The 26,488-nt window shown below is 72.8% G+C and carries 22 protein-coding genes; 13 read left to right on the top strand and 9 right to left on the bottom strand.

The genetic code is table 11. The annotated features are described in order from the left end of the window. The first annotated feature begins 40 nt into the window (after nucleotides 1-40). The 3 genes from Sru02f_RS06385 (at nucleotide 41) to Sru02f_RS06375 (ending at nucleotide 5,076) form a co-directional block, all read left to right on the top strand. The gene (locus Sru02f_RS06385; protein ID WP_109033035.1) at nucleotides 41-2,293 is read left to right on the top strand and encodes a molybdopterin oxidoreductase family protein; all 2,253 of its coding nucleotides are present in this window, start codon (nucleotides 41-43) and stop codon (nucleotides 2,291-2,293) included. Between the two features lie 128 nt (nucleotides 2,294-2,421). Then, nucleotides 2,422-4,065, top strand: a complete 1,644-nt coding sequence (locus tag Sru02f_RS06380; protein ID WP_109033034.1) for a M4 family metallopeptidase — start codon at nucleotides 2,422-2,424, stop codon at nucleotides 4,063-4,065. 81 nt (nucleotides 4,066-4,146) lie between these two features. Further along, nucleotides 4,147-5,076 (top strand): LysR family transcriptional regulator, encoded by a 930-nt coding sequence (locus Sru02f_RS06375; protein WP_109033033.1) that lies wholly within the window; start codon nucleotides 4,147-4,149, stop codon nucleotides 5,074-5,076. On the opposite strand, the gene Sru02f_RS06370 is transcribed toward Sru02f_RS06375, so the two are convergent. The 3 genes from Sru02f_RS06370 to Sru02f_RS06360 all read right to left on the bottom strand — a co-directional run bounded on the left by Sru02f_RS06370 (nucleotide 5,025) and on the right by Sru02f_RS06360 (nucleotide 7,354). Then, on the bottom strand, nucleotides 5,025-5,768 hold the full coding sequence (locus Sru02f_RS06370; RefSeq protein ID WP_109033032.1) for an SDR family oxidoreductase: 744 nt from the start codon (nucleotides 5,766-5,768) through the stop codon (nucleotides 5,025-5,027). The two genes, Sru02f_RS06375 and Sru02f_RS06370, sit on opposite strands and share 52 nt — an antisense overlap. Nucleotides 5,769-5,830: 62 nt before the next feature. Continuing rightward, the gene (locus tag Sru02f_RS06365) at nucleotides 5,831-6,598 is read right to left on the bottom strand and encodes an SDR family oxidoreductase (RefSeq protein ID WP_109033031.1); all 768 of its coding nucleotides are present in this window, start codon (nucleotides 6,596-6,598) and stop codon (nucleotides 5,831-5,833) included. A gap of 132 nt (nucleotides 6,599-6,730) precedes the next feature. After that, nucleotides 6,731-7,354: an NADPH-dependent FMN reductase gene (locus Sru02f_RS06360; RefSeq protein WP_239106873.1), complete on the bottom strand. Its 624-nt coding sequence runs from the start codon at nucleotides 7,352-7,354 to the stop codon at nucleotides 6,731-6,733. A 209-nt stretch (nucleotides 7,355-7,563) separates the two neighbouring features. On the opposite strand from Sru02f_RS06360, the gene Sru02f_RS06355 reads away from it, so the two are divergent. Together Sru02f_RS06355 and Sru02f_RS06350 are read left to right on the top strand one after the other, a co-directional pair. Continuing rightward, entirely contained in the window at nucleotides 7,564-8,106 is a 543-nt protein-coding gene (locus Sru02f_RS06355; protein ID WP_109033029.1) for a hypothetical protein, read from the top strand. 118 nt (nucleotides 8,107-8,224) lie between these two features. Continuing rightward, complete coding sequence (locus Sru02f_RS06350) at nucleotides 8,225-8,857, top strand: class F sortase (RefSeq protein ID WP_109033028.1); 633 nt, start codon at nucleotides 8,225-8,227, stop codon at nucleotides 8,855-8,857. Here the strand turns inward: Sru02f_RS06350 and Sru02f_RS06345 are convergent. Beyond that, on the bottom strand, nucleotides 8,795-9,184 hold the full coding sequence (locus tag Sru02f_RS06345) for a winged helix-turn-helix transcriptional regulator (protein WP_109033027.1): 390 nt from the start codon (nucleotides 9,182-9,184) through the stop codon (nucleotides 8,795-8,797). The genes Sru02f_RS06350 and Sru02f_RS06345 overlap by 63 nt on opposite strands. Before the next feature lie 107 nt (nucleotides 9,185-9,291). Here Sru02f_RS06345 and Sru02f_RS06340 point away from each other — a divergent pair, with 107 nt between their 5' ends. After that, nucleotides 9,292-10,200 (top strand): NAD(P)-dependent oxidoreductase, encoded by a 909-nt coding sequence (locus Sru02f_RS06340; RefSeq protein ID WP_109033026.1) that lies wholly within the window; start codon nucleotides 9,292-9,294, stop codon nucleotides 10,198-10,200. On the opposite strand, the gene Sru02f_RS06335 is transcribed toward Sru02f_RS06340, so the two are convergent. Then, the gene (locus Sru02f_RS06335) at nucleotides 10,197-10,979 is read right to left on the bottom strand and encodes a sulfite exporter TauE/SafE family protein (RefSeq protein ID WP_109033025.1); all 783 of its coding nucleotides are present in this window, start codon (nucleotides 10,977-10,979) and stop codon (nucleotides 10,197-10,199) included. The two genes, Sru02f_RS06340 and Sru02f_RS06335, sit on opposite strands and share 4 nt — an antisense overlap. Before the next feature lie 177 nt (nucleotides 10,980-11,156). On the opposite strand from Sru02f_RS06335, the gene Sru02f_RS06330 reads away from it, so the two are divergent. From Sru02f_RS06330 to Sru02f_RS06310, 5 genes are all read left to right on the top strand, one after another. Next, entirely contained in the window at nucleotides 11,157-12,383 is a 1,227-nt protein-coding gene (locus tag Sru02f_RS06330) for an NAD(P)/FAD-dependent oxidoreductase (RefSeq protein WP_109033024.1), read from the top strand. After that, nucleotides 12,383-14,995, top strand: coding sequence for a nitrite reductase large subunit NirB (gene nirB / locus Sru02f_RS06325; RefSeq protein ID WP_109033023.1), 2,613 nt, complete (start codon nucleotides 12,383-12,385; stop codon nucleotides 14,993-14,995). Before Sru02f_RS06330 ends, nirB begins: the two co-directional genes overlap by 1 nt. Next, nucleotides 14,992-15,411, top strand: coding sequence for a nitrite reductase small subunit NirD (gene nirD, locus Sru02f_RS06320; RefSeq protein ID WP_167469644.1), 420 nt, complete (start codon nucleotides 14,992-14,994; stop codon nucleotides 15,409-15,411). Before nirB ends, nirD begins: the two co-directional genes overlap by 4 nt. Nucleotides 15,412-15,459: 48 nt before the next feature. Beyond that, entirely contained in the window at nucleotides 15,460-16,044 is a 585-nt protein-coding gene (locus Sru02f_RS06315; protein ID WP_109033022.1) for a TetR/AcrR family transcriptional regulator, read from the top strand. A gap of 92 nt (nucleotides 16,045-16,136) precedes the next feature. Then, nucleotides 16,137-16,904: an SDR family NAD(P)-dependent oxidoreductase gene (locus Sru02f_RS06310; protein WP_109033021.1), complete on the top strand. Its 768-nt coding sequence runs from the start codon at nucleotides 16,137-16,139 to the stop codon at nucleotides 16,902-16,904. A 49-nt stretch (nucleotides 16,905-16,953) separates the two neighbouring features. Here the strand turns inward: Sru02f_RS06310 and Sru02f_RS06305 are convergent, their stop codons facing one another. Further along, complete coding sequence (locus Sru02f_RS06305; RefSeq protein WP_109033020.1) at nucleotides 16,954-17,886, bottom strand: oxidoreductase; 933 nt, start codon at nucleotides 17,884-17,886, stop codon at nucleotides 16,954-16,956. Between the two features lie 183 nt (nucleotides 17,887-18,069). Here Sru02f_RS06305 and Sru02f_RS06300 point away from each other — a divergent pair, with 183 nt between their 5' ends. Then, nucleotides 18,070-18,543 carry an excalibur calcium-binding domain-containing protein gene (locus Sru02f_RS06300; protein ID WP_109033019.1) on the top strand — a complete coding sequence of 158 codons (474 nt, stop codon included), beginning with the start codon at nucleotides 18,070-18,072 and terminating at the stop codon, nucleotides 18,541-18,543. Between the two features lie 64 nt (nucleotides 18,544-18,607). On the opposite strand, the gene Sru02f_RS06295 is transcribed toward Sru02f_RS06300, so the two are convergent. Next, on the bottom strand, nucleotides 18,608-19,816 hold the full coding sequence (locus Sru02f_RS06295; protein WP_109033018.1) for an acyltransferase family protein: 1,209 nt from the start codon (nucleotides 19,814-19,816) through the stop codon (nucleotides 18,608-18,610). Nucleotides 19,817-20,042: 226 nt separating this feature from the next. Further along, nucleotides 20,043-22,772, bottom strand: coding sequence for a pyruvate, phosphate dikinase (gene ppdK, locus Sru02f_RS06290; RefSeq protein ID WP_109033017.1), 2,730 nt, complete (start codon nucleotides 22,770-22,772; stop codon nucleotides 20,043-20,045). A 482-nt stretch (nucleotides 22,773-23,254) separates the two neighbouring features. Between ppdK and Sru02f_RS06285 the strand changes: the two genes are divergently transcribed. Continuing rightward, nucleotides 23,255-25,039 (top strand): alkaline phosphatase family protein, encoded by a 1,785-nt coding sequence (locus tag Sru02f_RS06285; RefSeq protein WP_109033016.1) that lies wholly within the window; start codon nucleotides 23,255-23,257, stop codon nucleotides 25,037-25,039. 261 nt (nucleotides 25,040-25,300) lie between these two features. On the opposite strand, the gene dusB is transcribed toward Sru02f_RS06285, so the two are convergent. After that, nucleotides 25,301-26,467, bottom strand: a complete 1,167-nt coding sequence (gene dusB / locus Sru02f_RS06280) for a tRNA dihydrouridine synthase DusB (protein WP_109033015.1) — start codon at nucleotides 26,465-26,467, stop codon at nucleotides 25,301-25,303. Nucleotides 26,468-26,488: the final 21 nt, after the last annotated feature.

The following is a 26,488-nucleotide window of genomic DNA, read 5'->3' as shown; positions in this document are numbered from 1 at the left end:
CCGCCCGGTCGCGTAACACGGCAGCCGCAGGCTGGGCGGCATGCAGAACACCGGCACGCGCAATCCCGCCACCACCTCCACGCACTGCCCGTACTGCGCCCTGCAGTGCGGGATGAACCTGACGCCCGTCGAGGGCGGGACCGTCGAGGTGTCCGAGCGGACGGACTTCCCGGTGAACCGGGGCGCGCTGTGCGGCAAGGGGCGTACGGCGGCGGCGGTGCTGGCGCCGGGGGCGCGGCTGACCTCGCCGCTGGTGCGGTCGGGCGACGGTGCGCTGGTGCCGGCCGGCTGGGACGAGGCGCTGGACCGGATCGCCGGGAACCTGGAGCGCACGCGGGCGCGGTACGGCGCGGACGCGCTCGGGGTGTTCGGCGGGGGCGGGCTGACCAACGAGAAGGCGTACGCGCTGGGCAAGTTCGCCCGGGTGGTGCTCGGCACCTCGCAGATCGACTACAACGGGCGGTTCTGCATGTCGTCGGCTGCGGCGGCCGGGACGCGGGCCTTCGGGCTCGACCGGGGGCTGCCGTTCCCCCTGGAGGACGTCCCGAGGACCGGGTGCGTGATCCTCGTGGGGTCGAATCCGGCGGAGACTATGCCGCCCTCGCTGCGCTACTTCACCGAACTGCGGGAGAACGGCGGCACCCTGATCGTCGTCGACCCGCGCCGGACGAGGACCGCCGAACAGGCCGACCTGCACCTCGCGCCCCGGCCCGGCACCGACCTCGCCCTCGCGCTCGGCATGCTGCATCTGGTGGTCGCCGAGGGCCGGGTCGACGAGGAGTACGTCGAGGAGCGCACGTCCGGCTGGGAGGAGGCGCGGGCGGCGGCGATGGCGCACTGGCCGGAGTACGTGGAGCGGATCACGGGGGTCTCCGTCCCCGAACTGCGGGAGGCGGTACGGCTGTTCTGCGCACCCGAGGCGGCGATGGTGCTCACCGCGCGCGGACCCGAGCAGCAGGCCAAGGGCACGGACACGGTGGGCGCGTGGATCAACCTGTGCCTCGCGACCGGGCGGGCCGGGCGCCCGCTGTCCGGGTACGGCTGTCTGACCGGGCAGGGCAACGGGCAGGGCGGGCGCGAACACGGCCAGAAGGCCGACCAGTTGCCGGGCTACCGCAAGCTGACCGACCCGGCGGCGCGACGGCACGTCGCCGAGGTGTGGGGCGTGGACCCCGACGCGCTGCCGGGGCCGGGGCGCAGCGCGTACGAGCTGCTGGACGCGCTGGGGACGGACGTCAGGTCGCTGCTGGTGATGGGGTCCAACCCGGTGGTGTCCGCGCCCCGGGCCGCGCACGTCGAGGGGCGGTTGCGGTCGCTGGACTTCCTGGCGGTGTGCGACGTGGTGCTCTCCGAGACGGCGGAACTCGCGGACGTCGTCCTGCCGGTGACCCAGTGGGCGGAGGAGACGGGGACCACGACGAGCCTGGAGGGCCGGGTGCTGCTGCGGCGGCGCGCGATCACACCGCCGGACGGGGTGCGCGGCGATCTGGAGGTGCTGCACGGGCTGGCCGGGCGGCTCGGCGTGGAGAAGGGGTTCCCGACCGATCCCGAGGAGGTCTTCGAGGAGCTGCGGCGGGCGAGCGCGGGCGGCCCGGCGGACTACTCCGGGATCGACTACCGGCGGCTGGCGGAGGAGAACGGCGTCTTCTGGCCCTGCCCGGCGCAACCGGCGGCCGACGACACGCACACTGCCGCCACCGGCACCGGCCCCGGACCCGGCAGGGACACCCGCACCGGCACCGGCACCGCCACGGGCAGCGGCAGCACGGGCACCGACAGCGACAGCGACAGCGACGCGGACGTCGGCACCGGTCTCCGCGCCGCGCCCCACCCCGGCACCCCGCGCCTCTTCCTCGACCGCTTCGCCACCGACGACGGCCGGGCCCGCTTCGTGCCCGTGACGCACCGGCCGAGCGCCGAGGAACCGGACGACGAGTACCCCGTGCTGCTGACCACCGGGCGGGTCGTGTCGCAGTACCAGTCCGGGGCGCAGACCCGGCGGGTGGCCGAGCTGAACGCCGCCGCGCCGGGCCCGTTCGTGGAGTTGCACCCGCGGCTCGCGGCACGGCTGGGGGCGGCCGAGGGCGACCCGCTGGCGGTCGTGTCCCGGCGGGGGCGGGCGGTGGCACCGGCCCGCATCACCACCGGCATCCGGCCCGACACCGTGTTCATGCCCTTCCACTGGCCCGGCGAGGGCCGCGCCAACACCCTGACCAACCCGGCCCTGGACCCGACCTCGCGGATGCCGGAGTTCAAGGTGTGCGCGGTACGGGTGGAAACGGTGACGTCCTAGCGGCGTCATCCTCTCCTCCCATGATCTCCACGTGAGCGCTATGGACATGTCATGTCCCGGATTCTTGAATCCGAGTCAGCACCAGCGCCCGCAGGCGTGCCGCAAGCGCGCCCGTCCCGAGGAGATCGATGAGCCGAATACGGCACGTCAGAGGTTCCCGTCTCGCCCTGGCCGGTACCGCCGCCACCACCGCGACCCTGCTGATCGCCGCCCTCGCCCCCGGCGCCGCGGCCACCGGCCGCCCGACCCCGGCCACGGCCCTCGACCACGCCGCGGCCGCCCTGTCGGAGCACGCCACCGCCCTGGGCCTGACGGACGACCAGGACACCGAGGTCCGCGACGTCATCGTCGACGAGGACGGTACCCAGCACGTCCGCTACGACCGGACCTACCGCGAACTCCCCGTCCTGGGCGGTGACTTCGTCGTCCACCTCGCCCCCGACGGCGACTTCCGCGGCGCCGACCGCGCGACGGACACCCCGCTCTCCCTGTCCACCGTCACGCCGAAGCTGTCGGCACCGAAGGCCGCCGACCTGGCCTCGAACGCGTTGCGCGCGGCCAATCCGGGCGAGCTGCTGAAGAAGCTCACCGCCCGGCCCGAGCTGGTCGTCGACGCCCTGCACGGCACCCCGAGGCTGGCCTGGCGCACCGACGCGGCGGCGCTGGACCACCTCGGCAACCCGGTCGCGCGCACCGTGCTGACCGACGCGGGCACGGGCGCCCGCATCGACGCCTGGGACACCGTCGAGTCGGCGTCCGGCGACGGGAAGTCGCTGTACGGGGGCACGGTGCCGCTGGAGACGACGTCGTCCGGGGCGTCGTACCGGCTCGAGGACCCGACCCGTGGCGGCACGTACACGGGCGACGCGGAGAACCGGACCGACCTGTGCTTCCTCACCATCTGCCTGGTGCGGGCGCCCGCGACGCCGTTCACCGACGCCGACAACCACTGGGGCACGGGGGCCGCGGACGACCGCGCCTCGGCCGCGGTGGACGCGCAGTACGGCACGGACGCCACCTGGGACTACTACGAGGACGTCCACGGGCGCCGCGGCATCGCGGGTGACGGCAAGGGCTCGTACAACCGCGTGCACTACGGCACCCGGTACAACAACGCCTTCTGGGACGACGGCTGCTTCTGCATGACGTACGGCGACGGTGACGGGACGACCTTCGGGCCGCTGGTCTCGCTGGACGTCGCCGCGCACGAGATGTCGCACGGGGTGACGTCGAAGACGGCGGCGCTGGCGTACTCGGGCGAGTCCGGCGGCCTGAACGAGGCGACCTCGGACGTCTTCGGCACGCTCGTGGAATGGCACGCGGACAATTCCGCCGACCCCGGGGACTACAGAATCGGCGAGAAGGTCGTCCGGGACGGCTTCGGCCGGGACGCCCTGCGGTACCTGGACCGGCCGAGCCGGGACGGCAGCTCGGCCGACTGCTGGAGCACCGCGGTGGGCGACATGGACGTCCACTACTCCTCCGGCGTCGCCAACCACTTCGCCTACCTGCTGGCCGAGGGCAGCGGCGCGCGGACCGTGGGCGGTGTGGCGTACGACTCCCCGACCTGCGACGGCTCCACGGTCTCGGGGATCGGCCGGGACAAGCTCGGCGACATCTGGTACCGGGCGCTGACCGTCTACATGACCTCGTCCACCGACTACGCGGGGGCCCGCGCCGCCACCCTGAGCGCGGCCGGTGACCTGTACGGCACCGACAGCGCCGAGTACGCCGCGGTGGGCGCGGCGTGGAGCGCGGTGAACGTGGGCTGACCTTCGGTCGTCCGGCGCCCGTCCCTCCCGCGCTCGCATACGCTTGCGACGGGAGCACGAACGACGACGGGACGGGAGCCGATGAGCCTGAGGCAGTTCGAGTACGCCCTGGCCGTCGCCGAGGAGGGCTCGGTGACGGCCGCGGCCGAGGCGCTGCGCGTCGCCCAGCCCTCGGTGTCCCAGCAGATCCGCGGCCTGGAGCGGGACCTCGGCGTGGAGCTGTTCTCCCGCACCCCGACCGGTCTGGTGCCCACCGTGGCCGGCCGCGCCTTCCTGCGGGACGCGGAGATCGCGGTGAACGCGGCGCGCCGGGCGCGGGCGACGGCGCGGGCCGGCTCCGAGGAGCTGGCCGGAGAGCTGGTGGTCGCGGTGCAGATGGGCCTGGGCACGCGGCAGCTGCCGGGCGCCCTGAGCGCGCTGCGCCGCCGCTTCCCGCGCCTTGAGGTCACCGTCTTCGAGGAGCCGAACCCGACCGAGCTGGAGCGGCTGGCCCGCGGCGGCGTGCTGGACCTCGCCATCATGGCCGGACCGTGCGAGGAGGGCCTGTACGACGGCCACCACCTCGGTGACGAGGAGTTCGTCGTGGTGCTGGCGGCCGGGCACCCGCAGCTCGCCGCGGACCGGGTCGCGCTGCGGGACCTGGAGCAGGAGCCGTGGGTGCGGTTCGACCCGGCCAGCGCGCTCGACGGCGTCCTGGTGGAGGTGCTCAGGGAGAACGGGCTGGCCCCGACCACCGTCGCCCGGGTCTCCCAGACGGCGACGGCCGTGCGCTGGGCGGCCCACGGCCTCGGGGTGACCTTCGTCCCGGCCTCCGCGGTGCCCCCCGGCCACGAGCACCTGGTGCGCCCGGTGTCCCCGGCCGTGTCCCAGCCCGTGGTCGCCGCGGTCCGGCCCGGCGCGGGCCCGGCGGAGACGGCGCTGCTGGAGTTCCTGCGCCAGGAGACCTGGTACCGGTTCGCTCAGAGCTGGGTGGCGCCGCCGTCCACGGCCAGCTCGGCGCCGGTCGTGTAGGTGGCGTCGAAGGCGAGGAAGGCGGCGGCCCGGGCGATCTCCTCGGGAGTGCCGAAGCGCCGCATGGGGTTGTCCGCGACCCGTTCCGCCTTGAACCGCTCGGCCTCCTCGGCGGTCATCGCCGCGTCCAGGGCTCCCGTGTCGACGGGCCCCGGGCTGACCGCGTTGACCCGGATGCCGCGGGGCAGCAGCTCGCGGGAGAAGCTGCGGGCCATCGAGCGCAGCGCCGCCTTCCCGGCCGCGTAGACGCTGGTGTCCGCCATGCCGATGACATTGGCGACCGAGGTGGTGAGGACGACGCCGGCGCCCGTGTTCAGCAGCGGGGCGAGCTTCTGCACGGTGAACCAGGCGCCCTTGACGTTGATGTCGAACAGCTCGTCGTACGCCTCCTCGGTCGTCGAGTCGAGCGGCGTGAGGGTCGCGATGCCCGCGTTGACGAACAGGGCGTCGACCGTGCCCAGCTCGGCCTTCACCCGGTCGGTGAGGGCGTCCAGGTCCGGCAGTGAGGCCACGTCGCCCCGGACGGCCACCGCGTTCTCGCCGAGCCGCTCCCGGGCGGCGTCGAGCGTGGCCTGCGAACGGCCGGTGATCACCACCCGGGCCCCGCCGGCCACCAGCAGCTCCGCCATCGCGAAACCCATTCCACTGCCGCCACCCGTGATCACGGCATTCCTGTTGCTGTACATTCCCATTTCCGAGTCCCTTTTCGCAGACTTTTCCAGCTTCTTTTTTTTCGGGGGTCGCCCCGGGAATGTCAGCCCCTGGGATATTCCCCGCCGTCCACGGCGAGGCTGGTCCCGGTCACCCAGCCCGCCCGGTCGGACACGAGGAACAGCACCGCGTGGGCGATGTCGTCGGGCAGCCCGTCGCGCCCCAGCGGGGCGGTGCCGCTCGGGGCCGGACCGGCGTCGAGGCTCGCCCAGTGCTCCCGGGTCTCCTCCCCGCCGGGGGTGGAGGTCCGGCCGGGGCTGACGGTGTTGACCCGGACGCCGGAGGGGGCCAGCGTCGCGGCCAGTCCGGCGCTGTAGTTGTCCAGCGCCGCCTTCGCCGCCTGGTAGTGCAGGAACGGGGGTGCCGGGGGCGCGACCGCGGCGGAGGAGATGTGCACGATCGCCCCCGAGCGCCGCTCCCGCATGCCCGGTACCAGCAGGGAGTTCAGCCGGACCGACGCGAGGAGGTTCAGGTTCAGCGTGTCCAGCCACTCCTCGTCGGGGATGACCAGACCGTCCTTGTGGGGCCGCGCCCCGCCCGCGTTGTGGACCAGGATGTCCACCCCGCCGAGCGCCTCGCGCGCGGCCCCGGCGAGCGCCTCGGCCTCGGCCAGGGTCCGCACGTCCGCCTGCACGAAGCGCGCACCCTCCGGCGCCGGACCCGTCGCCGACCTGGCGGTCGTGATCACCTCGGCGCCGGCCTCCAGGAGCCGGCGGACGATCGCCGCTCCGATTCCGCGCGTGCCGCCGGTGACCAGGGCCCGCTTTCCCGCGAGTTCCCTGTTCTCCGACACGTTTTCCGTCACGGCCATGGCGTTTTCCCTTTCACCTTCGCATGATTACCCCCACACGGTAGGTCCGGGAATTGAAGGGAGGCAAAGACGAAATTGCAGCGGCTGCCATAGGAAGCTCCTATGGCAGCCGGGCGACGTTTACGCGGCGCCTCACGCGCCGTCGTAGGGCCGCTTCTCCTTCGCCTCCCGCAGGGCGTGTCCCCACCACACCAGTTGGTCGAGCATCGTCTTGGCCGCCGCGTCCGGACCGGACGGGTCCCTGAGCCTGCCCTCGCCGTCGAAGGACGCGCCCGCGTTGTGGAAGGAGACGGTGTCCCGGACGGTGACGGCGTGCAGTTCGGCGAAGACCTGACGCAGGTGCTCCGCGGCCCGCAGGCCGCCGGCCAGGCCGCCGTAGGAGACCAGGCCGACGGGCTTGGCCCGCCACTCGGTGAAGTGCCAGTCGATGACGTTCTTCAGACCCGCCGGGAACGAGTGGTTGTACTCGGGGGTCAGCACGACGAACGCGTCGGCGTCCGCCAGTTTCGGGGTGATCTCCGCCAGCGCGGCGGTCGCTTCCGGGGTCGGGGCGAGGGTGGTGGGCAGGTCGGTCCCGGCGACGTCCACCACCTCGGGGACCAGGTCGTCGTGGGCCCGGAGGTGGTCCAGGAGCCAGTCGGCGACGACGGGGCCGAAGCGGCCGTGGCGGTTGCTGCCGACGAGCAGGGTGACGCGGAGCGGCGCGGTCGTCGTGCTCACGGCGGTCGTGGCGCTCATGGGGTTCGTGGCGCTCATGGGGTTCGTGGCGCTCATGGGGTTCATGGTGTTCATGGTGTTCATGCGGGAGAGCCTGGTACCTCAAGTTTGCTTGAGGTCAAGCCGCGTCGCTCCCGGGCCCGTTCGGAGGCACCGGTCACCCGTTCACACCGCCCGGGGAGCGGGCCGGGGCCGGTGCGCCTTTCCTCGGTAGGGCAGGGGCCACCGAAGAGCTCAAAGGAGCACCGATGCGACGTACCGCCCGCCTGCTGACCGGTACCGCGCTCGCCGCCGCGGCCGTCGGTCTGACCACCGCGGCCACCGCGGCCCCGGTGTACGCCGGGGATGCCGCCTCCACCGGCGGCCTGACGGTGTATCCGGCCTCGGTCGTGCCGGGCGACCGGGCCGCGGTGACGACCGCGGTGTGCGGAGCGGGCGGCTCGGCGGCGGGTGACGCCAGCGCGGTCGGGGCGGGCGCGTTCCCGCTGGCGCCGGGCAGCGGCGAGGGCGAGGCGACCGGCCACTTCGAGGTGCCGCCGAGCGCGCAGCCGGGGACGTACGAGATCGTCGCGACCTGTGGGGACGACGAGCGGCGGGTGACGGGTGACCTGGTGGTCACGCTGTCCTCGGCCGCCGAGCAGGTGTACCCCAGGGGAAGCGTGAAGACGGGGGTCGGCGGCGCTCTTGGCACCGACCCCGTGCAGACCGCGGCCGGCGTGGCGGCTCTCGCCGTCGCCGCCGCGGGCGGTACCTGGCTCCTGCATCGCCGGGCGAGAGGCGACGGGATCTGACGGGCACCCTCCGCTGCCCGTCCGCCGGTACCGCACTTCCCCACCCCCTCCGGGTCCGACGCCCCTCGCGGCCCGGAGGGGGCCGGGGGTCCCAGGGATCCGAGGGAGAGGGGACGTCATGCGCAGGGTCAAGGACACCGCGATAGCGGCCGTCACCGCGGTCGCCCTCTGCTCGGGCGGATGGCTACTGCTGGGCGGCTCCCGTCCCGACGCCCCGCCGCAACCGTCGGCCGCGCAGTCCGGCACCACCGGCCGGGCCGGGCACGCCGACCGGGGCGCCGCCGCTCCGGCGCTGCCGCCCTCCCCGCCGGACCGGGTCCGCATCCCGGCGATCGGCGTGGACGCGCCGCTGACCGGCCTGGGCCTGACCGGGACGGGCAGCCTGGACGTGCCGCCCGCCGAGAAGAAGAACCTCGCCGGCTGGTACGAGGCCGGCACCACCCCCGGCGAGACGGGCACCGCGATCGTCGCCGGGCACGTCGACAACGCGGAGGGCCCCGCCGTCTTCTACCGCCTCGGTGCCCTGGAGAAGGGCTCGGCGATCGAGATCGACCGGCGCGACGGCGGCGTCGCCGTGTTCACGGTGGACGCGGTGGAGGTCTACGCCGCCGACGCCTTCCCCGACGAGAAGGTCTACGGCGCCGCCGACCGCCCCGAACTGCGGGTCATCACCTGCGGCGGCCCCTACTCACGCAGTACCGGGTACCAGGGCAACGTGGTCGTCTTCGCCCACCTGACCGGGAGCCGGTGACACGTTCAGCACGTGCGCCTTCCCCCACGCGCCGAGCGGCACCAGCGCCTCGTTGAGGGCGACGCCCCGGGCGGTCAGCGAGTACTCCACGCGGGGCGGCACCTCGCCGTACTCCTCGCGGTGCACGATGCCGGCGGCCTCCAGCTCCCGCAGCTGCGCGGCGAGCACCTTCTCGGTGACGCCCGGCAGCGCGCGGCGCAGTGCGCCGAAGCGGTACATGCCCTCGCCGAGGGCCCACAGGATCAGTACCTTCCACTTCCCGCCGATCACGTCCATCGCCGCGTCGACCCCGCAGTGGTACGCCCCCGGCCGCCGTGCCGTCCCCATACGCGTCACCCCTTCCCTGCCCGCTGCCTGCACGCTTCCGCCGGGGTAACCACCCACTCCGAAGTAGGTACTTGAGCGGTCACCGGCCCCGTCGGAACCTGATCACCATGACTGACAAGACACCCGCCGCCCGTATTCCGCTCACCGTCCTCGGCACCGGCGCCATGGGCACCGCCCTGGCCCGCGCCTGGCTCGCCGCGGGCCACCCCGTGACCGTCTGGAACCGCACCGCCGCCCGCACCGGGACCCTCGCCGCCGAGGGGGCGGCCGTAGCCGCGAGCGCCGCCGAGGCGGTGGCCGCGAGCCGCCTGGTGATCGTCTGCCTGCTCGACGACGCCTCGGTCGGCGCGGCCCTGGACGGGGCCGACCTGACCGGCCGGGACCTGGTGAACCTCACCACCGGGACGCCCGCCGAGGGCCGCGCCCGCGCCGCGTGGGCGACGGCGCGCGGAGCCCGCTTCCTGGACGGCGGGATCATGGCCGTACCGCCGATGATCGGCTCCCCGGACTCCGGCGGGTACGTCTTCTACAGCGGCTCCCCCGAGCTGTTCGAGGAGCACCGGGACACCCTCGCCGTCCCGGCCGGCACCCGTTACGTGGGCGAGGACGCGGGCTTCGCGGCGCTGCACGACGTGGCGCTGCTGAGCGCGATGAGCGGCATGTTCGCGGGCATCATGCACGCCTTCGCGCTGATCGCCCCGGAGGACATCGCCCCGAAGGACTTCGCACCGCTGCTGGTGTCCTGGCTCGGCGCGATGACCGGCTCCGCCCGTCAGGCGGCCGACCAGATCGAGAGCGGCGACTACGGCAAGGGCGTCGTCTCCAACCTCGCGATGCAGGTGGCGGGCAACGCGACGCTGCTGCGCACGGCCGAGGAGCAGGGCGTGAGCCCGGAGCTGCTGACGCCGTACACGGCGCTGACGGAGCGGTGGCTCGCCGAGGGGCACGGGACCGAGGACACGACGGGAGCGATGGAACTCCTGAACCTGCGCCGGGCCGCGGCGGACCGTCCCTAGGCCACCCACTGTTCGTACGCCAGGTTCGCCACCAGCGCGAAGACCACCGTCAGCAGGACGACGCGGACGAAGCCGCTGCCCCTCTTGAGGGCGGTGTGGGCGCCGAACATGCCGCCGGCCAGGTTGAAGGCGGCCATCAGGACGGCCAGCTGCCACAGCACCGCGCCCTGCCAGGCGAAGGTGGCGAGGGCGCCCGCGTTGGTGCAGCAGTTGACGATCTTGGCGGTGGCCGAGGCGGTCACCAGGTCCAGGTGGAGCAGGGCGGTGAGGGCCAGGACCAGGAAGGTTCCGGTGCCGGGGCCGACGAGGCCGTCGTAGAAGCCGATGCCGAGGCCCGCGAGACCGATCGCGGCGAGGATCTGGCGGCGGGTGGCCGGGCCGGTGGCGGGCGCGGTGCCGAAGGCGGGGCGGAAGATCACGAAGGCGGCGACCGCGAGCAGCACCACCATGATCACCGGTTTCAGGACCTCGGTGCTCATCCCGGCGGCGAAGAAGGCGCCGCCCGAGGACCCGGCCAGCGCCGCCAGGCCGATGCGTACGGCGGTGCGCACGTCCACCGGTGCCTTGCGGGCGTACGTCACCGCCGCGCCGGTGGTGCCGACGATGGCGACCGCCTTGTTGGTGCCGAGCGCGTGCGCGGCCGGGGTGCCGGAGGGCAGGCCGAGCAGGAGCACGGGCAGCAGCAGGAGGCCGCCGCCGCCGACCACGGCGTCGATCCAGCCGGCCGCGAGTGCGGCGAGGCAGAGCAGGACGACCGTGGTCAGCGATATGTCGGGCATGATCGCGACCTTATGGACGGGATGGATGTGCCGTCCATCGAGATGAGGGACTTCTGAGGTTCCCGCGCACCCGGCCGGGGCCCTCACACGCACCGCCCGCGCCCGCTGAGGGCAGCGTTCCCCGTGGGAAACAGAAGGGATGCGGCCGGGTAACACCCGCACCGCACGCTCGGTGCCATGACCTCGAAATCGCGTGTGGTGGTGATCGGCGCCGGACTCGCGGGCGTGACGCTCGCCCGGCGGCTCGGTGAGCTGGGCACGCCCGCGCTGACGCTCGGCGACGAGGAGCACCGCCCGTACAACCGGGTGCTGCTCGCCGAGGTGCTGGCCGGACGGTACGGCCCCGAGGTGATCGCCCTGCCCGCGCCCGCCGGGCTGCTGCGCGGCCGGGTCACCGGCATCGACCGGGCCGGGCGGACCGTGCGCTGCGCCGACGGGTCGGTGATCGCGTACGACACGCTGGTCCTGGCCACCGGCTCCAACGCGGTGCTACCGCCCCTGCGCGGCCTGTTCACCCCGGACCACGAGCTGCCCGAGGGCGTGCACGCGTTCCGGACGATGGACGACTGCCTCGGGTTGTCGAAGGCGGTACGGCCGGGGGTGCGGGCCGTCGTGATCGGCGGCGGGCTGCTCGGGGTGTCCGCCGCCCGTGCGCTGGCCGTGCGCGGCGCCCAGGTCGTCCTCGCCCAGCAGTCCGAGCGGCTGATGGAGCGGCAGCTCGACCCGGCGGCCTCCGCGCTGGTCCGGCGGCACCTGGAGGGCCTCGGCGTGGAGGTGCACACCGAGTGCCGGGTACGGGACGTGCGCAGCGTCGGCGGGGCGGTGCGGTCGGTGGAGATGGGCGACGGGTACGCCCTCGGCGCCGACCTGGTGGTGCTCGCCTGCGGGGTCCGGCCGCGGGCCGGGCTGGCGCGGGAGGCGGGACTGGCGGTCGGCAAGGGCGTCCTCGTCGACGACGAGCTGCGCACCTCCGACCCGCACATCCGCGCGATCGGCGACTGCGCCCAGCACGCGGACCGCGTCTACGGCCTGGCCGCGCCCGCCCTCGAACAGGCCGGCGCCCTCGCCGAGCTGCTCGCCGGGGACGGCACCGCCCGCTACACCGGCACCCGCTCGCTGACCCGGCTCACCCTCACCGGGTCCGGCGGCTCCTTCGACCCCCTCGACCTCGCCGCGTTCGGCGAGACCGACCCCCGCCCCGGCGACGACGTCGTGCAGCTCGCCGACGCCACCCGGGGCACCTACCGCAAGGTCGTCGTCCGCGACGACCGGCTGGTGGGCGGGGTCCTGGTCGGCGAACTCGGCACCGTCGGCGCGCTGGCGCGCGCCTGGGAGGGAGCAGAGCCGCTCCCCTCCGACGGCGGCCCCCTGCTCCACCTGCTCACCCAAGACGGAGGCTCCTGATGACCGCCACCCCGGGGAACCCCCCGACGATCGTGCTGGTCGGCCACGGCATGGTCGGCCAGCGCTTCCTGGAGGCCCTCGCCGAGCGCGGCCTGACCGGCACCCACCGCGTGGTCGTCCTGTGCGAGGAGCCGCGCCCCGCCTACGACCGCGTCCAGCTCACCTCGTACTTCTCGGGGAAGACCCCCGAGGACCTGTCGCTGACCGACATGGCCTTCATCGAGGAGCACGGCATCGAGCTGCGCGTCGGGGACCCGGCGGAGACGATCGACCGGGAGGCGCGCAAGGTGACCGCCCGCTCCGGGCTGGTCGTCGAGTACGACGTCCTCGTCCTGGCCACCGGCTCCTACCCGTTCGTCCCCCCGGTGCCCGGCAAGGACGCCGAGGGCTGCTTCGTCTACCGCACGATCGAGGACCTGCTCGCGATCGAGGAGTACGCGAAGAACGCGACGACCGGTGCCGTGGTCGGCGGCGGGCTGCTCGGCCTGGAGGCCGCCGGTGCGCTCAAGGGGCTCGGACTCACCTCGCACATCGTGGAGTTCGCGCCCCGCCTGATGCCGGTGCAGGTCGACGAGGGCGGCGGCGCGGCGCTGCTGCGCACCATCGAGGAGATGGGCCTGTCCGTCCACACGGGCGTCGGCACCCAGGAGATCGTGACCGGCGCGGACGGCGCCGTCACCGGCATGAAGCTGTCCGACGGCTCCGAACTCGCCGCCGACCTCGTGGTGTTCAGCGCCGGTGTCCGCCCCCGCGACCAGCTGGCCCGGGACTGCGGCCTCGCGGTCGGCGAGCGCGGCGGGATCAGCGTCGACGAGCGGTGCCGCACGGTCACCGACGAGCGCGTGTTCGCGATCGGCGAGTGCGCGCTGGCGTCCGACGGCCGGGTGTACGGACTGGTGGCACCCGGTTACGAGCAGGCCGAGACGGCCGCCGCGACGATCGCCGACGACGAGGCGTCCTTCACCGGCGCCGACCTGTCCACCAAGCTGAAGCTGCTCGGCGTGGACGTGGCCTCCTTCGGCGACGCGCACGGCACCGCCGAGGACTGCCTGGACGTCGTCTACTCCGACTCCCGCGCTGGCCTGTACAAGAAGCTGGTCGTGGGCCGCGACGGCACGCTGCTCGGCGGCATCCTGATCGGCGACGCGGAGGCGTACGGCACCCTGCGCGCCTTCACCGGTTCGGTCCCGCCGGTCTCCCCCGAGTCGCTGGTGCTTCCCGCCGGTGCCGGGACCCCGGCCCAGCTCGGCCCGGCCGCGCTGCCCGACGACGCGGTGATCTGCTCCTGCCACAACGTCACCAAGGGCACCATCCGGGGCGCGGTGACCGAGCACTCCTGCACGACCGTGCCCGAGGTGAAGAAGTGCACCCGGGCCGGCACCGGCTGCGGTTCCTGCGTGAAGGTGCTCGGCCAGCTGGTCACCGCCGAGCTGGAGGCGAGCGGCGTCGAGGTCGACAAGGGGCTGTGCGGCTGCTTCGCGCAGACCCGCGAGGAGCTGTACGAGATCGTCGGCGCCCTGCGGATCACCTCCTACCGGGAGCTGCTGGACCGGCACGGCCGGGAGGGCGCGCGGGGCGGTGAGGGCTGCGAGGTGTGCAAGCCGGCGGTCGGTTCGATCATCGCCTCGCTGGCCCCGGCGATCGGCGCGAGCGGCTATGTCCTGGACGGCGAGCAGGCCGCGCTCCAGGACACCAACGACCACTTCCTGGCCAACCTCCAGCGCAACGGCTCGTACTCCGTCGTACCGCGCATCCCGGGCGGCGAGATCGCGCCGGAGAAGCTGATCGTCATCGGCGAGATCGCCCGGGACTTCGGGCTCTACACGAAGATCACCGGCGGTCAGCGGATCGACATGTTCGGCGCCCGCGTGGAGCAGCTGCCGCTGATCTGGGCGCGGCTGGTGGACGCCGGATTCGAGTCGGGGCACGCGTACGGGAAGTCGCTGCGCACGGTGAAGTCCTGCGTGGGCCAGACCTGGTGCCGCTACGGCGTCCAGGACTCGGTGCGGATGGCGATCGACCTGGAGCTGCGCTACCGGGGCCTGCGCTCCCCGCACAAGCTGAAGTCGGCGGTCTCCGGGTGCGCCCGCGAGTGCGCCGAGGCCCAGTCGAAGGACTTCGGGGTGATCGCCACCTCCAACGGCTGGAACCTGTACGTCGGCGGCAACGGCGGGGCCACCCCGCGCCACGCGGACCTGCTCGCGCAGGACCTCTCGGACGCCGAACTGGTCCGCCTGATCGACCGGTTCCTGATGTTCTACATCCGCACCGCCGACAAGCTGGAGCGCACCTCCACCTGGCTGGAGCGCATCCCCGGCGGCCTGGACCACGTACGGGACGTCGTCGTGCACGACTCGCTCGGCATCTGCGACGAGCTGGAGTCCCTGATGCGGGCCCATGTCTCGCACTACCGCGACGAGTGGGCCGAGACCATCAACGACCCGGAGAAACTGGCCCGGTTCGTGTCCTTCGTGAACGCCCCCGACACCCCCGACCCGGTCGTGGGCTTCGTGCCCGAACGCGACCAGATGAAGCCCGACCTGCCGCTGCTGGACATCGGCCGGCGGCCCGCCTCCGCGGACGACCTCCTGGAAGGAAGCACCCGGCGATGACCCTGGCACCCGAGACCCTCGCCCCCGACACGACCGGCCTGAAGGTCCGGCTGCGGCTGACGGACGACTGGTTCACGGCCTGCGACCTCGGCGCCCTGCTCCCGGGCCGTGGCGTGGCGGCCCTGCTCCCGGACGGCGGCCAGGTGGCCCTGTTCCGCGACCGGGACGGCGGGCTGTACGCCATCGACAACCGGGACCCGTTCACCGGCGCGGCGGTCCTCTCCCGCGGCCTGACCGGCACCCACCAGGGCCGCCCGTTCGTCGCCTCCCCGCTGCTCAAGCAGCGCTTCGACCTCACGACCGGGGAGTGCCTGGACGACGCGGCGATGCGGGTGGAGACGTACCAGGTGAAGGCGGTGCAGGCGGTGCAGGCCGTGCCGACGGTGCGGGCCGCGAACGCCGTGAACCCCTCCTGAGCCGGGCTTACTTGACCGATCGTTTCAGATGGCCCTAGGCTGCGGATCGTGGCCAGGACCAAGGAGTTCGATCCGGACGCCGCGCTGCGGGCAGCCCTGGAGCTGTTCTGGCGGCGCGGCTACGAGGCGACGTCGATGTCCGACCTCGTGGAGCACCTCGGCGTCGGGCGCGCCAGCATCTACGCGACCTTCGGCAACAAGCGCGAGCTGTACCTGAAGGCGCTGGCGCGCTACGAGCAGGGGCTGCTCCCGGACCTGTTGGAGGACCTGTCCCGGCCGGGCCCGGCCCTGCCGGGCGTGCGGGCCCTGGTGCGGCGCTACGCCGCCGAGGCGAGCGCCGACGACTCGCGGCTGCACGGCTGTTTCGTCACCAACACCGCCGCCGAGCTGGCCCCGCACGACGCGGTCGCCGCCCGGCGGGTCGAGCGGAACTGGGACCAGTTGGAGACCGTGCTGCACACGGCGCTGGCCCGGGCCCGCGCCGAGGGCGACCTGCCCGCGGAACGCGATCCACTGGCGCTCGCCCGGATGCTGCTGGTCCTGCTCCAGGGCATGCGGGTGGTCGGCAAGGCCTCGCCGGACCCGGCCAGGATGCGGGACGCGGCGGAACAGGCCCTCGCGCTGCTCGACTGAGGAAACGGACGCACCCCTCTTGGGAGGGGTGTCTTCACGGCCACATACTGAACCGATTGGTCAAGAAATTCGGTCGAGAAAAGGGGAGATTCATGACCACCCAGCGTTTCACCGGCAGGACCGCCCTCGTCACCGGCGCGGGCTCCGGCATCGGACGGGCCGTCGCCCTCGCCCTGGCCGCCGAGGGCGCGCACGTCGTCGTCGCCGGGCGCGCGCGGGGACCGCTCGACGAGACGGCGGCCCTGGTCGAGCAGGCGGGCGGCAAGGCGCTGGCCGTCACCGCGGACGTCACCCGGCGCGAGGACGTGGACGCCCTGGTGGCCGCGGCAGTGGACCACTTCGGCTCCCTCGACGTGGCCGTGAACAACGCGGGCGTCTTCCGCGGCGGGGTGCCCGTCGCCGACCTGGCCGAGGAGGACTGGCACGCGCAGCTCGACATCAACGTCACCGGCGTGTTCCTCGCCCTGCGGGCGGAGGTCGGGCACATGCGCGCCCAGCCGGGCGGCGGCACGATCGTGAACATCGCCTCCACCTTCGGAGCGCACAAGCGCAGCCCCGGCGCCACGGCCTACGCGGCGACCAAGGCGGCCGTCTCGGCCCTCACCCGGGGCGCCGCCCTGGACCACATCGGGGACGGGGTCCGCATCAACGCCGTCAGCCCCGGCGCCACGGCGACCTCGATGTCCCTGCGGCCGGGCGAGACGGAGGCCGGACGGGCCGAGCGGATGCGGGAGGAGACGCCGCTCGGCCGGGTCTCGGCGGTGGCGGAGGTCGCGGCGGCCGTGCTGTACCTGGCGTCCGACGACGCGGCGTCGGTGGTGGGGACCGACCTGGTGGTGGACGGCGGCCAGACGGCCTGAGCGCCGGGGGCGCCGCCCCGACGCCCCTCAGGGCGCCCCGGCCGGGCCCTCAGGGCAGCAGCGCGTCGTAGATCACGCCCGTCAACCGCTCGGAGGCCGCCCACAGCCGCTCCCCCATCGCGTCGTCGGTGGTCCAGGACGCCCGCCAGGACGGCGCGGGCGCCCCGCGCCACATCGCGAAGGACGGGCCGGTGAAGGAGTCGGAGGGCACGCCGGGCGCGGTCGCCGCGTACAGCACGGGCAGCGCACCGGCCTCCGGGGACTGGGCGACGACCCGGCTCCCGAGCCGCGCCAGCCGCTCGGCGAGCCGGCGCCCCTCGGACCGGGGCCCGGCGGCGTGGAGTCCGGTCTCCGCGTACCCGGGGTGGGCGGCGACCGCGCGGACGTCCGAGGCGCCCTCCCGTGCCGCGAGCCGGCGCGCCAGCTCGTGGGTGAAGAGCAGGTTGGCGGACTTCGAGCGGGCGTAAGCGGTCCAGCGCCCGTACCGCCGCACGCTGTTGAGGTCGCGCGGATCGACCCTGGCCAGCACGTGCAGGAAGCTGGAGACGGTCACGATCCGGGCGCCGGGCGCGGCCAGCAGGGAGGGCAGCAGCAGCCCGGTGAGCGCGAAGTGCCCCAGGTGGTTGACGCCGAACTGGGTCTCGAAGCCGTCCGCCGTCGTGCCGTGCGGCAGCGCCATCACCCCGGCGTTGTTGACGAGGAGATCGACCCGCTCGTACGGCAGCCCGTAGGCGAACTCCCGGACCGAGGCCAGGTCCCCGAGGTCCAGCCGCGCCGGTTCCACGGCGGCGCCGGGCACCTCGCCCGTCAGGCGCCGCACGGCCGCGCTCCCCCGCTCCTCGCTGCGGCAGGCGAGCACGACGGTCGCGCCCTTGCGGGCCAGCTCCCGGGCGATCACGTAGCCGAGGCCGCCGTTGGCCCCGGTGACGACGGCGACGCGCCCGTCCAGGTCGGGGATGTCGCCCGTGCTCCAGCCGGTCATCCGCGGCTCCTTCCCCGGTCCTGCCCCGTCTCACCGTACGCGCCCGGCAGCCCTGAGCGGAGAGCTACCGTCCGGTCACGTCACGTTCTCATCACGAGTCCTTCATATCCCCACCACATCTTGGTCACCTCAATAGCTTCGTCACCTCGTATCCGCCCATCCACACCGTTCCCGGGACTCTCGATGAAGCTGCTCCGCAAGCCCGCCGCCGTCACCGTCGCCGCACTCGCCCTGGCCGCCCTGCCGGCCGCCGCCGCCCAGGCCCACGACGGCACCCACCCGTTCAAGAACTGCTCCGAGGCGTACGACGCCGGCTACTCCAACATCAAGAAGGGCGACGAGCACTACGGCGAGCACCTGGACCGCGACAAGGACGGCGTCGGCTGCGACAAGCCGCCGGCCGGCTTCGTGCCCGCCGACGACGAGGACACCGGCGCCAAGGACACGGACGACGCGGCGGGCGCCGGGAGCGGGAAGGACTCCGGGAGCGAGGAGGGCGGCGGCGCCGAGGCCGCCGGGCAGCAGGACACCGACCTGGCCGAGACCGGCGGCGACGACAGCACCCCGTACCTGGCGGCGGGCGGCGCGGTCGTCGTGCTCGCGGGCGGCGGACTGATGCTGGCCGCGCGCCGCCGCCGGAGCGACGGCGCGGCCTGAACCGCGGCGCGGCCTGAACCGCCCCGCGCCGGGCCCGGGTCGCGCGTCCCCGGAGCCCCGTCGTTCAGCGGCGGGGCTCCGGCGCCCTGAGGCTGAACGCGGCGCTGCTCAGCCAGCGCCGTGCGGCCCGGGCCACCGGGCGCTCGACGAACCGCTGCACCACGTAGGACAGCGCGACCAGGGCGGCGACGGTGACGCAGACCACGACCCACGGGTGGGCCCGGTCGCCGAAGTGGTGCATGACGTTGACGCCGATGGCGTCGTGCAGCAGGTACAGCGGGAAGGTCAGCGTGCCCGCGACGGTCAGTCCGCGCCAGCGGATGCGGCTGGTCCAGCCGAGCGCGACGGCGGCGACCAGCAGGAAGAACACCGTGATGACCAGGACCAGCCAGCCGCGCCCGGGCTGCCACACGTCCCAGTCCAGACGGCCGCCGCCGGGCGTCAGCAGGTAGTGCAGCGCCAGCAGCCACGACATGGCGACGATGCCCCACAGCAGCGGGGTGGGGCGGTAGCGGTACATGAGGTAGAAGGCCAGGCCCGCGATGAAGTAGGGCGCGGACGGCGGGTTCACCAGCAGGGTGAGCAGGTGGATGTCGGCGCCGGGGGCGAGCACGGCGGCGACCGTCCACAGGCCGCAGTAGATCACCACCCGCTGGTACGTCAGGCCCTTCCACACCACGACCGCGAAGGTGAGGTAGAAGCACAGCTCGGGCCAGAGCGTCCAGTAGACGGAGTCCAGGTTCTCCACGCCCAGCGGAGTCTGGAGCATCGTCAGGTTGGCGAAGATCACGCGCGGGTGCGGCTGCCCGAACGGGTCACCGGCGAAGTAGATCACGCAGGCCGTGATCGCGATGGCCACCCAGTACATGGGGTACAGCCGGGTGACGCGGGAGATGAAGAAGTCGCGCGGGGTGCGGCCCCACGCGCTCATGCAGATGACGAACCCGCTGATCAGGAAGAAGAGTTCGACGCCGAGCCGGCCGTAGGCGAAGTAGCTCTGGGCCTCGGGGAAGACGCTGTCGACGGGGCGGCCCCACATGGTCCGCATCGTGGAGGGCACCTGACCGACGAAGTGGAAGAAGACCACGGACAGGGCCGCCAGGAACCGCAGTCCGTCCAGGGCGGCGAGCCGGTTCCGGGTCACGGGGGGCCCGGCCTCGGGGACTCTCTCCTCCGCGCCGGTCCGGGGGCTGGGCACCTTCCCCGCCGCTCTGTCCCCGTTCCCGTCCCGGTGGGCCGTACCGGCCGGTTCCCTGTGATCCGTCTGGGTCATCCAACCACCGTTCCGGGTGTCGGCCGCTGTCCGCTGCCAGGGCCCTCCGAGTCTGCTGACAGCTTGCTGCTGCTCAGCAGAGAGGAATTCACACCGTTGCACGTGTCACAAAAGGCGGCACCCCCGCACGGGTGCCGCCTTTTCTCGTGGTCCGGAGCCGCCGCCGATCGGTGAGGGTGGTCGGGTGACAGACGGCGGCTCCGGGGCCTTCGACCCCGTTCGGGGGTTACCGGTGGTCGCTGCCCTTCGACCGCGACGCCGCCCGGCCGGCCTCCAGTCGGGCCACCGGGATCCGGAACGGGGAGCAGGAGACGTAGTCCAGACCCACCTCGTGGAAGAAGTGGACGGACTCCGGGTCGCCGCCGTGCTCGCCGCAGACGCCGAGCTTCAGGTCGGGACGCGTGGCGCGGCCGGCCTTCGCGGCGGCGGCGACCAGGGAGCCGACACCGTCCTTGTCGATGGTCTCGAACGGGGAGACGCCGAAGATGCCCTTCTCCAGGTAGGCCGTGAAGAAGCTGGCCTCGACGTCGTCGCGGCTGAAGCCCCACACGGTCTGGGTCAGGTCGTTGGTGCCGAAGGAGAAGAACTCCGCGGCCTCGGCGATCTGCCCGGCGGTCAGCGCGGCGCGGGGCAGCTCGATCATGGTGCCGATCGACAGCTTGAGCTTGGCGCCGGTGGCGGCCTCGACCTCGGCGATGACCTGGTCGGCCTCCTCGCGGACGATCTCCAGCTCCTGGACGGTGCCGACCAGCGGGATCATGATCTCGGCGCGCGGGTCGCCCTTGGCCGCCTTGCGCTCGGCCGCGGCCTCGGCGATGGCGCGGACCTGCATGGTGAACAGGCCGGGGATGACCAGGCCGAGGCGGACGCCGCGCAGGCCCAGCATCGGGTTCTGCTCATGGAGGCGGTGCACGGCCTGGAGCAGGCGCAGCTCGTTCTCGTGCGGCTCCTGGCGGGACTCGGCGAGCGCGACGCGCACCGACAGTTCGGTGATGTCGGGCAGGAACTCGTGCAGTGGCGGGTCGAGGAGGCGGACGGTGACCGGGAGGCCGTCCATCGACTCGAAGAGCTGGACGAAGTCCTGCTTCTGGAGCGGCAGCAGCTCCTTGAGGGACTCCTCGCGCACCGCCTCGGTGTCGGCGAGGATCAGCCGCTCCACCAGCTCGCGGCGGTCGCCGAGGAACATGTGCTCGGTGCGGCACAGGCCGATGCCCTGGGCGCCGAACCGGCGGGCGCGCAGCGCGTCCTCGGCGTTGTCGGCGTTGGCGCGCACCCGCAGCCGGCGCTTGCGGTCGGCGAAGGCCATGATCCGGTGCACGGCCTCGACCAGCTCGTCGGCGTCCTCGGCACCCGCGTGCATGCGGCCCTCGAAGTACTCGACCACCGGGGAGGGCACGACCGGCACCTCGCCGAGGTAGACCTTGCCGGAGGAGCCGTCGATGGAGATCACGTCGCCCTCCTCGACGACGTGCCCGCCGGGCACGGTCATCCGGCGGCGCTTGGTGTCGACCTCCAGCTCCTCGGCGCCGCAGACACAGGTCTTGCCCATGCCGCGCGCCACCACGGCCGCGTGGGAGGTCTTGCCGCCGCGCGAGGTCAGGATGCCCTCGGCGGCGATCATGCCGTCCAGGTCGTCCGGGTTGGTCTCGCGGCGGACCAGGATGACCTTCTCGCCGGACCGGGACCACTTGACGGCCGTGTACGAGTCGAAGACGGCCTTGCCGACCGCCGCGCCCGGCGAGGCGGCGATGCCCCGGCCGACCTTCTCGACCTTCGCCTCGTCGTCGAAGCGGGGGAACATCAGCTGGGCGAGCTGGGCGCCGTTGACCCGCTGGAGGGCCTCGGCCTCGTCGATCAGGCCCTGGTCGACGAGCTGGGTGGCGATCCGGAAGGCGGCGCCCGCGGTGCGCTTGCCGACGCGGGTCTGGAGCATCCACAGCTGGCCGCGCTCGATGGTGAACTCGATGTCGCACAGGTCCAGGTAGTGGTTCTCCAGCGTCTCCATGATCTGCATCAGCTGGTCGTACGACTTCTTGTCGATCTGCTCCAGCTCCGCCAGCGCGACGGTGTTGCGGATGCCCGCGACGACGTCCTCGCCCTGGGCGTTCTGCAGGTAGTCGCCGTAGACGCCCTGGTGCCCGGAGGCGGGGTCGCGGGTGAAGGCGACGCCGGTACCGGAGTCGGGGCCGAGGTTGCCGAAGACCATGGAGCAGACGTTGACGGCGGTGCCGAGGTCGTGCGGGATGCGCTCCTGGCGGCGGTAGAGCTTGGCGCGTTCGCCGTTCCAGGAGTCGAAGACCGCCTTGATGGCGAGGTCCATCTGCTCGCGCGGGTCCTGCGGGAAGTCCCGGCCGGCCTCGGTCTTGACGATCTTCTTGAACTTGGTGACGAGCTTCTTGAGGTCGGCGGCCTCCAGCTCGGTGTCGACCGCGACCTTCTTGGCCGTCTTCGCCGCCTCCAGCGCCTCCTCGAAGAGGTCGCCGTCGACGCCGAGGACGGTCTTGCCGAACATCTGGATCAGGCGGCGGTAGGAGTCCCACGCGAAGCGGTCGTCGCCGGCCTGCTTGGCCAGGCCCTGCACGGACTTGTCGGAGAGGCCGATGTTGAGGACGGTGTCCATCATGCCGGGCATGGAGAACTTGGCCCCGGAGCGGACCGACACGAGGAGGGGGTCGTCGGCCTGGCCGAGCTTCTTGCCCATCTTCGCTTCGAGGGCGTCGAGGTGCGCACTCACCTCGTCACGCAGTGCCGCCGGTTCCTCGCCGCTGTCGAGGTAGGTCTTGCAGGCCTCGGTGGTGATGGTGAAGCCGGGAGGGACCGGGAGACCCAGGTTGGTCATCTCGGCGAGGTTGGCGCCCTTGCCGCCGAGGAGGTCCTTGAGGTCCTTGTTGCCCTCGGTGAAGTCGTAAACGAACTTCGCTGCGTTCGCTACCTGGGGATCTTTGTTTTCCGACACGGGTCTCGACTCCTCGAGGACGCGGTGGCTGCCCTGACGGCGAGGAATGTACCCAGATCAAAGGCCTGTGGGTACGTCCACGTGTGCGTCATGCGCCCGTAACCACCCGTCCGCCAGCGGATCGAAAGTCAAGGCTTGGCAAGCGACCGACCGCTTGTGTTTTCACTTCTTGAACGCATGAACTCTCGTACGCCGGACTCTCCGCTCACCTGAGCATCATTATCTACGTTTGAGTTCGCTCGATGAACGATCAACGCATGGCACTCAGTGCCACACCTTGGAGAAGTGGAGTCGCCCAAGATCCGCTCATCTGAGCACCGCCTCTATCAGAGGTGGCGAGAATCACGCTCCCACACGCCGCCGGATTTCACCATGCGGACCCGTGAACGGACCGTCCGCGCCGGACGTACGAGAGTGCGGCGGGTCCCGGCCCCCTCGCCGGGGCCCGCCGTCCACCGGGTTTCGCACGGAAGGACCTTCGGGTGCCCGTCATCACGCCATTCCGCCGGCCGCCGCAGACAGCCGACGACGATCCCGACACCCCTGGCGCACCCGGACCCGCCCCGCTGAAGGCCCTCACGGCCCTCGGGGCCCGCCTCGCCCACTGGCGCGCGTGGCGCTCCCGGCACCCGCGCGCCGCCGTCGTGGTCCGCCGGGTCACCACGGCCCTTTCGGCCATTCTGGTGTGCGGGGCGCTGCTGCTGCCGAACACGCCGGCGGCCCTGGAGCCCAACCGCTTCGCACGGATCCCGGTGGAGGCGGTCGTCGCGGCGGTGCTGCTGCTCTGCCTGCCCCGGGTGCCGCGCCTGGTGGCGGCCGCGCTGTTCGGGACCGTCCTGGGCGCGCTGACCGTGCTGAACCTGCTCGACATGGGCTTCACCGAGTACCTGGGCCGGAACTTCAACCTCGTCCTGGACTGGGGTCTGCTCGACGACGCCCAGTCGTTCGTGGCGGACTCGATGGGCGGGGCGACGGCGGCCTGGGCCGCGGTGGGCGCCGTCGTGCTGGCCGTCTCGCTGCTGGTGCTCATGGCGCTGGCGTCGGTCCGGCTCGGCGAACTGCTCGCCGCGCACCGGGAACGGGCGGCCCGGGGCGCGCTGATGACGGCCACCGTGTGGATGACCTGCGCCTCGCTGGGCCTGCAGACCTTCGGCGTGCCGGTGGCCACCACCAGTGCCTCCCGGGCGATGGAGGCGCAGGCGCACCGGGTCGTGGACACGCTGCGGGACGAGGCGGCCTTCGCGAAGGAGGCGGAGGCGGACCGCTTCGGCGCCACACCCGGCGCCGAGCTGGTGCCGGACCTGCGCGGCAAGGACATGGTCTTCACGTTCATCGAGAGCTACGGCCGCAGCGCCATCGAGGACCCGGTGATGGCACCGGGTGTCGACCGGACCCTGGACACGAGCACCGCGGCGCTGGCGAAGGCGGGCTTCCACGCCCGCAGCGGCTGGCTGACCTCGGCGACGTACGGCGGCAGCAGCTGGCTCGGGCACTCCACCTTCCTGTCCGGCCTGTGGGTGGACAACCAGCAGCGCTACCGCACCGTCACCGCCGGCGACCACCTCACGCTCACCAAGGCCTTCCGGAAGACCGGCGACTGGGACACGGTCGGGATCATGCCGGGGGTGCAGAAGGCCTGGCCGGAGGCGGACTGGCACGGGCTCGACAAGGTCTACGACGCGTTCGACATGGGCTACCGGGGGCCGAAGTTCAGCTGGTCGACGATGCCGGACCAGTACGCGCTGGAGGCGTTCCAGCGCCTGGAGCACGGCAGGAAGCGCGACCGGCCGCTGCTGGCGGAGGTCATCCTCACCTCCAGCCACCAGCCCTGGGCGCCGATCCCGAGGATGGTCGGCTGGGACGAGGTCGGCGACGGGTCGGTGTACGACGGCATCGAGGCGGCGGGCGTGAAGGCGCCCGACATCATCACCGACTCCGCCCGCTCGAAGGAGGAGTACGGCAAGTCGATCCAGTACTCGGTCACCAGCCTCACCCAGTGGCTGGAGCGCTACGGCACCGACGACACCGTCCTCGTGTTCCTCGGCGACCACCAGCCGCTCGCCCGCGTCAGCGGGAACCGGGCGAGCCGGGACGTCCCGGTGTCGATCGTCGCCAGGGACCCGAAGGTGCTCGACGCGGTCGACGGCTGGAACTGGACAGAGGGGCTGAAACCGGCCCACGACGCCCCGGTGTGGAAGATGAGTTCCTTCCGCGACCGCTTCCTGACCGCGTACGGCTCCACCCCGCATCCCACTCGGGGAAAATGAGTTCGAATTACACGGTTCGGGGCCCAGGGTCGTCCACGTCCCCAACTCGCCGCCCGGTACGCCCTCTTGGGCGGCCCGGTCGGCGACCACCTGCTGGTCTGGGACAACGCCGCCGACGGGCATTCCGCCGTGGTGGAGTACCTGCGCAACGACGAGAACGGCGACGACTACCTGCGCGCCTGGAACTACTACGGCAAGTACTACAAGCTCGACGTGAACATGAACCTGGACCGGGACGGGGGATACATCTCCTACCGGTGGTCAGCCGCCGGAGGTGTCCAGCTCGGCGTCCGCGCCGACGCCCGCGCAGTCGTACGGGTCCTTGAGCCAGCCGTCGGGCAGGACCACCCGGTTGTTGCCGGAGGTGCGGCCGCGGGGGCCGTCGGTGCCGGCGGGCCAGGGCTGGTCGAGGTCGAGTTCGTCGAGCCCGGTGCGCAGGGCCTCCAGGGAGGAGGTGATCGCGAGCCGCTTGCGCATCTCGGAGCCGACGGCGAAACCCTTGAGGTACCAGGCGACGTGCTTGCGGAAGTCGATGACGCCGCGCGCTTCGTCGCCGATCCACTCCCCGAGCAAGGTCGCGTGCCGCACCATCACGTCGGCGACCTCGCGCAGGGTCGGCCGCACGAACGAGTCGGTGCGGCCCTCGAAGGCGGCGACCAGGTCGGCGAAGAGCCACGGCCGTCCGAGGCAGCCGCGTCCGACGACGACGCCGTCGCAGCCGGTCTCCCGCACCATGCGCAGCGCGTCCTCGGCGGACCAGATGTCGCCGTTGCCGAGGACCGGGATCTCCGGGACGTGCTCCTTGAGGCGGGCGATGGCGTCCCAGTCGGCGGTGCCGCCGTAGTGCTGGGCGGTGGTGCGGCCGTGCAGGGCGATGGCGGTGACGCCCTCCTCGACGGCGATCCGGCCGGCGTCGAGGTAGGTGAGGTGGTCGTCGTCGAGGCCCTTGCGCATCTTCATCGTGACGGGCAGGTCACCGGCGCCGGTGACGGCCTCGCGGACGATGGCCCGCAGCAGGTTCCGCTTGTACGGCAGTGCCGAGCCGCCGCCCTTGCGGGTCACCTTGGGCACCGGGCAGCCGAAGTTCAGGTCGATGTGGTCGGCCAGGTCCTCCTCCGCGATCATGCGGACGGCCTTGCCGACGGTCACCGGGTCGACGCCGTACAACTGGATCGAGCGCGGGGTCTCCGTCGCGTCGAAGTGGATCAGCTGCATGGTCTTCTCGTTGCGCTCGACCAGCGCCCGGGTGGTGATCATCTCGCTCACGAACAGGCCCTTGCCCCCGCTGAACTCACGGCACAGCGTGCGGAACGGCGCGTTGGTGATCCCGGCCATCGGCGCCAGCACCACCGGCGGCGCGACGGTGTGCGGGCCGATCCTCAGCGGCGCGGCGGTGGCGTGGGGGGCGGACGTGGTGAGCGTGGACATTCCCCCATTGTCACGCACGCG

It is taken from the genome of Streptomyces rubrogriseus, from assembly GCF_027947575.1.
Lineage (GTDB): Bacteria > Actinomycetota > Actinomycetes > Streptomycetales > Streptomycetaceae > Streptomyces > Streptomyces rubrogriseus.
Note: the sequence above shows the minus strand (reverse complement) of the source record. Positions and strands in the feature narration are given on the sequence as shown.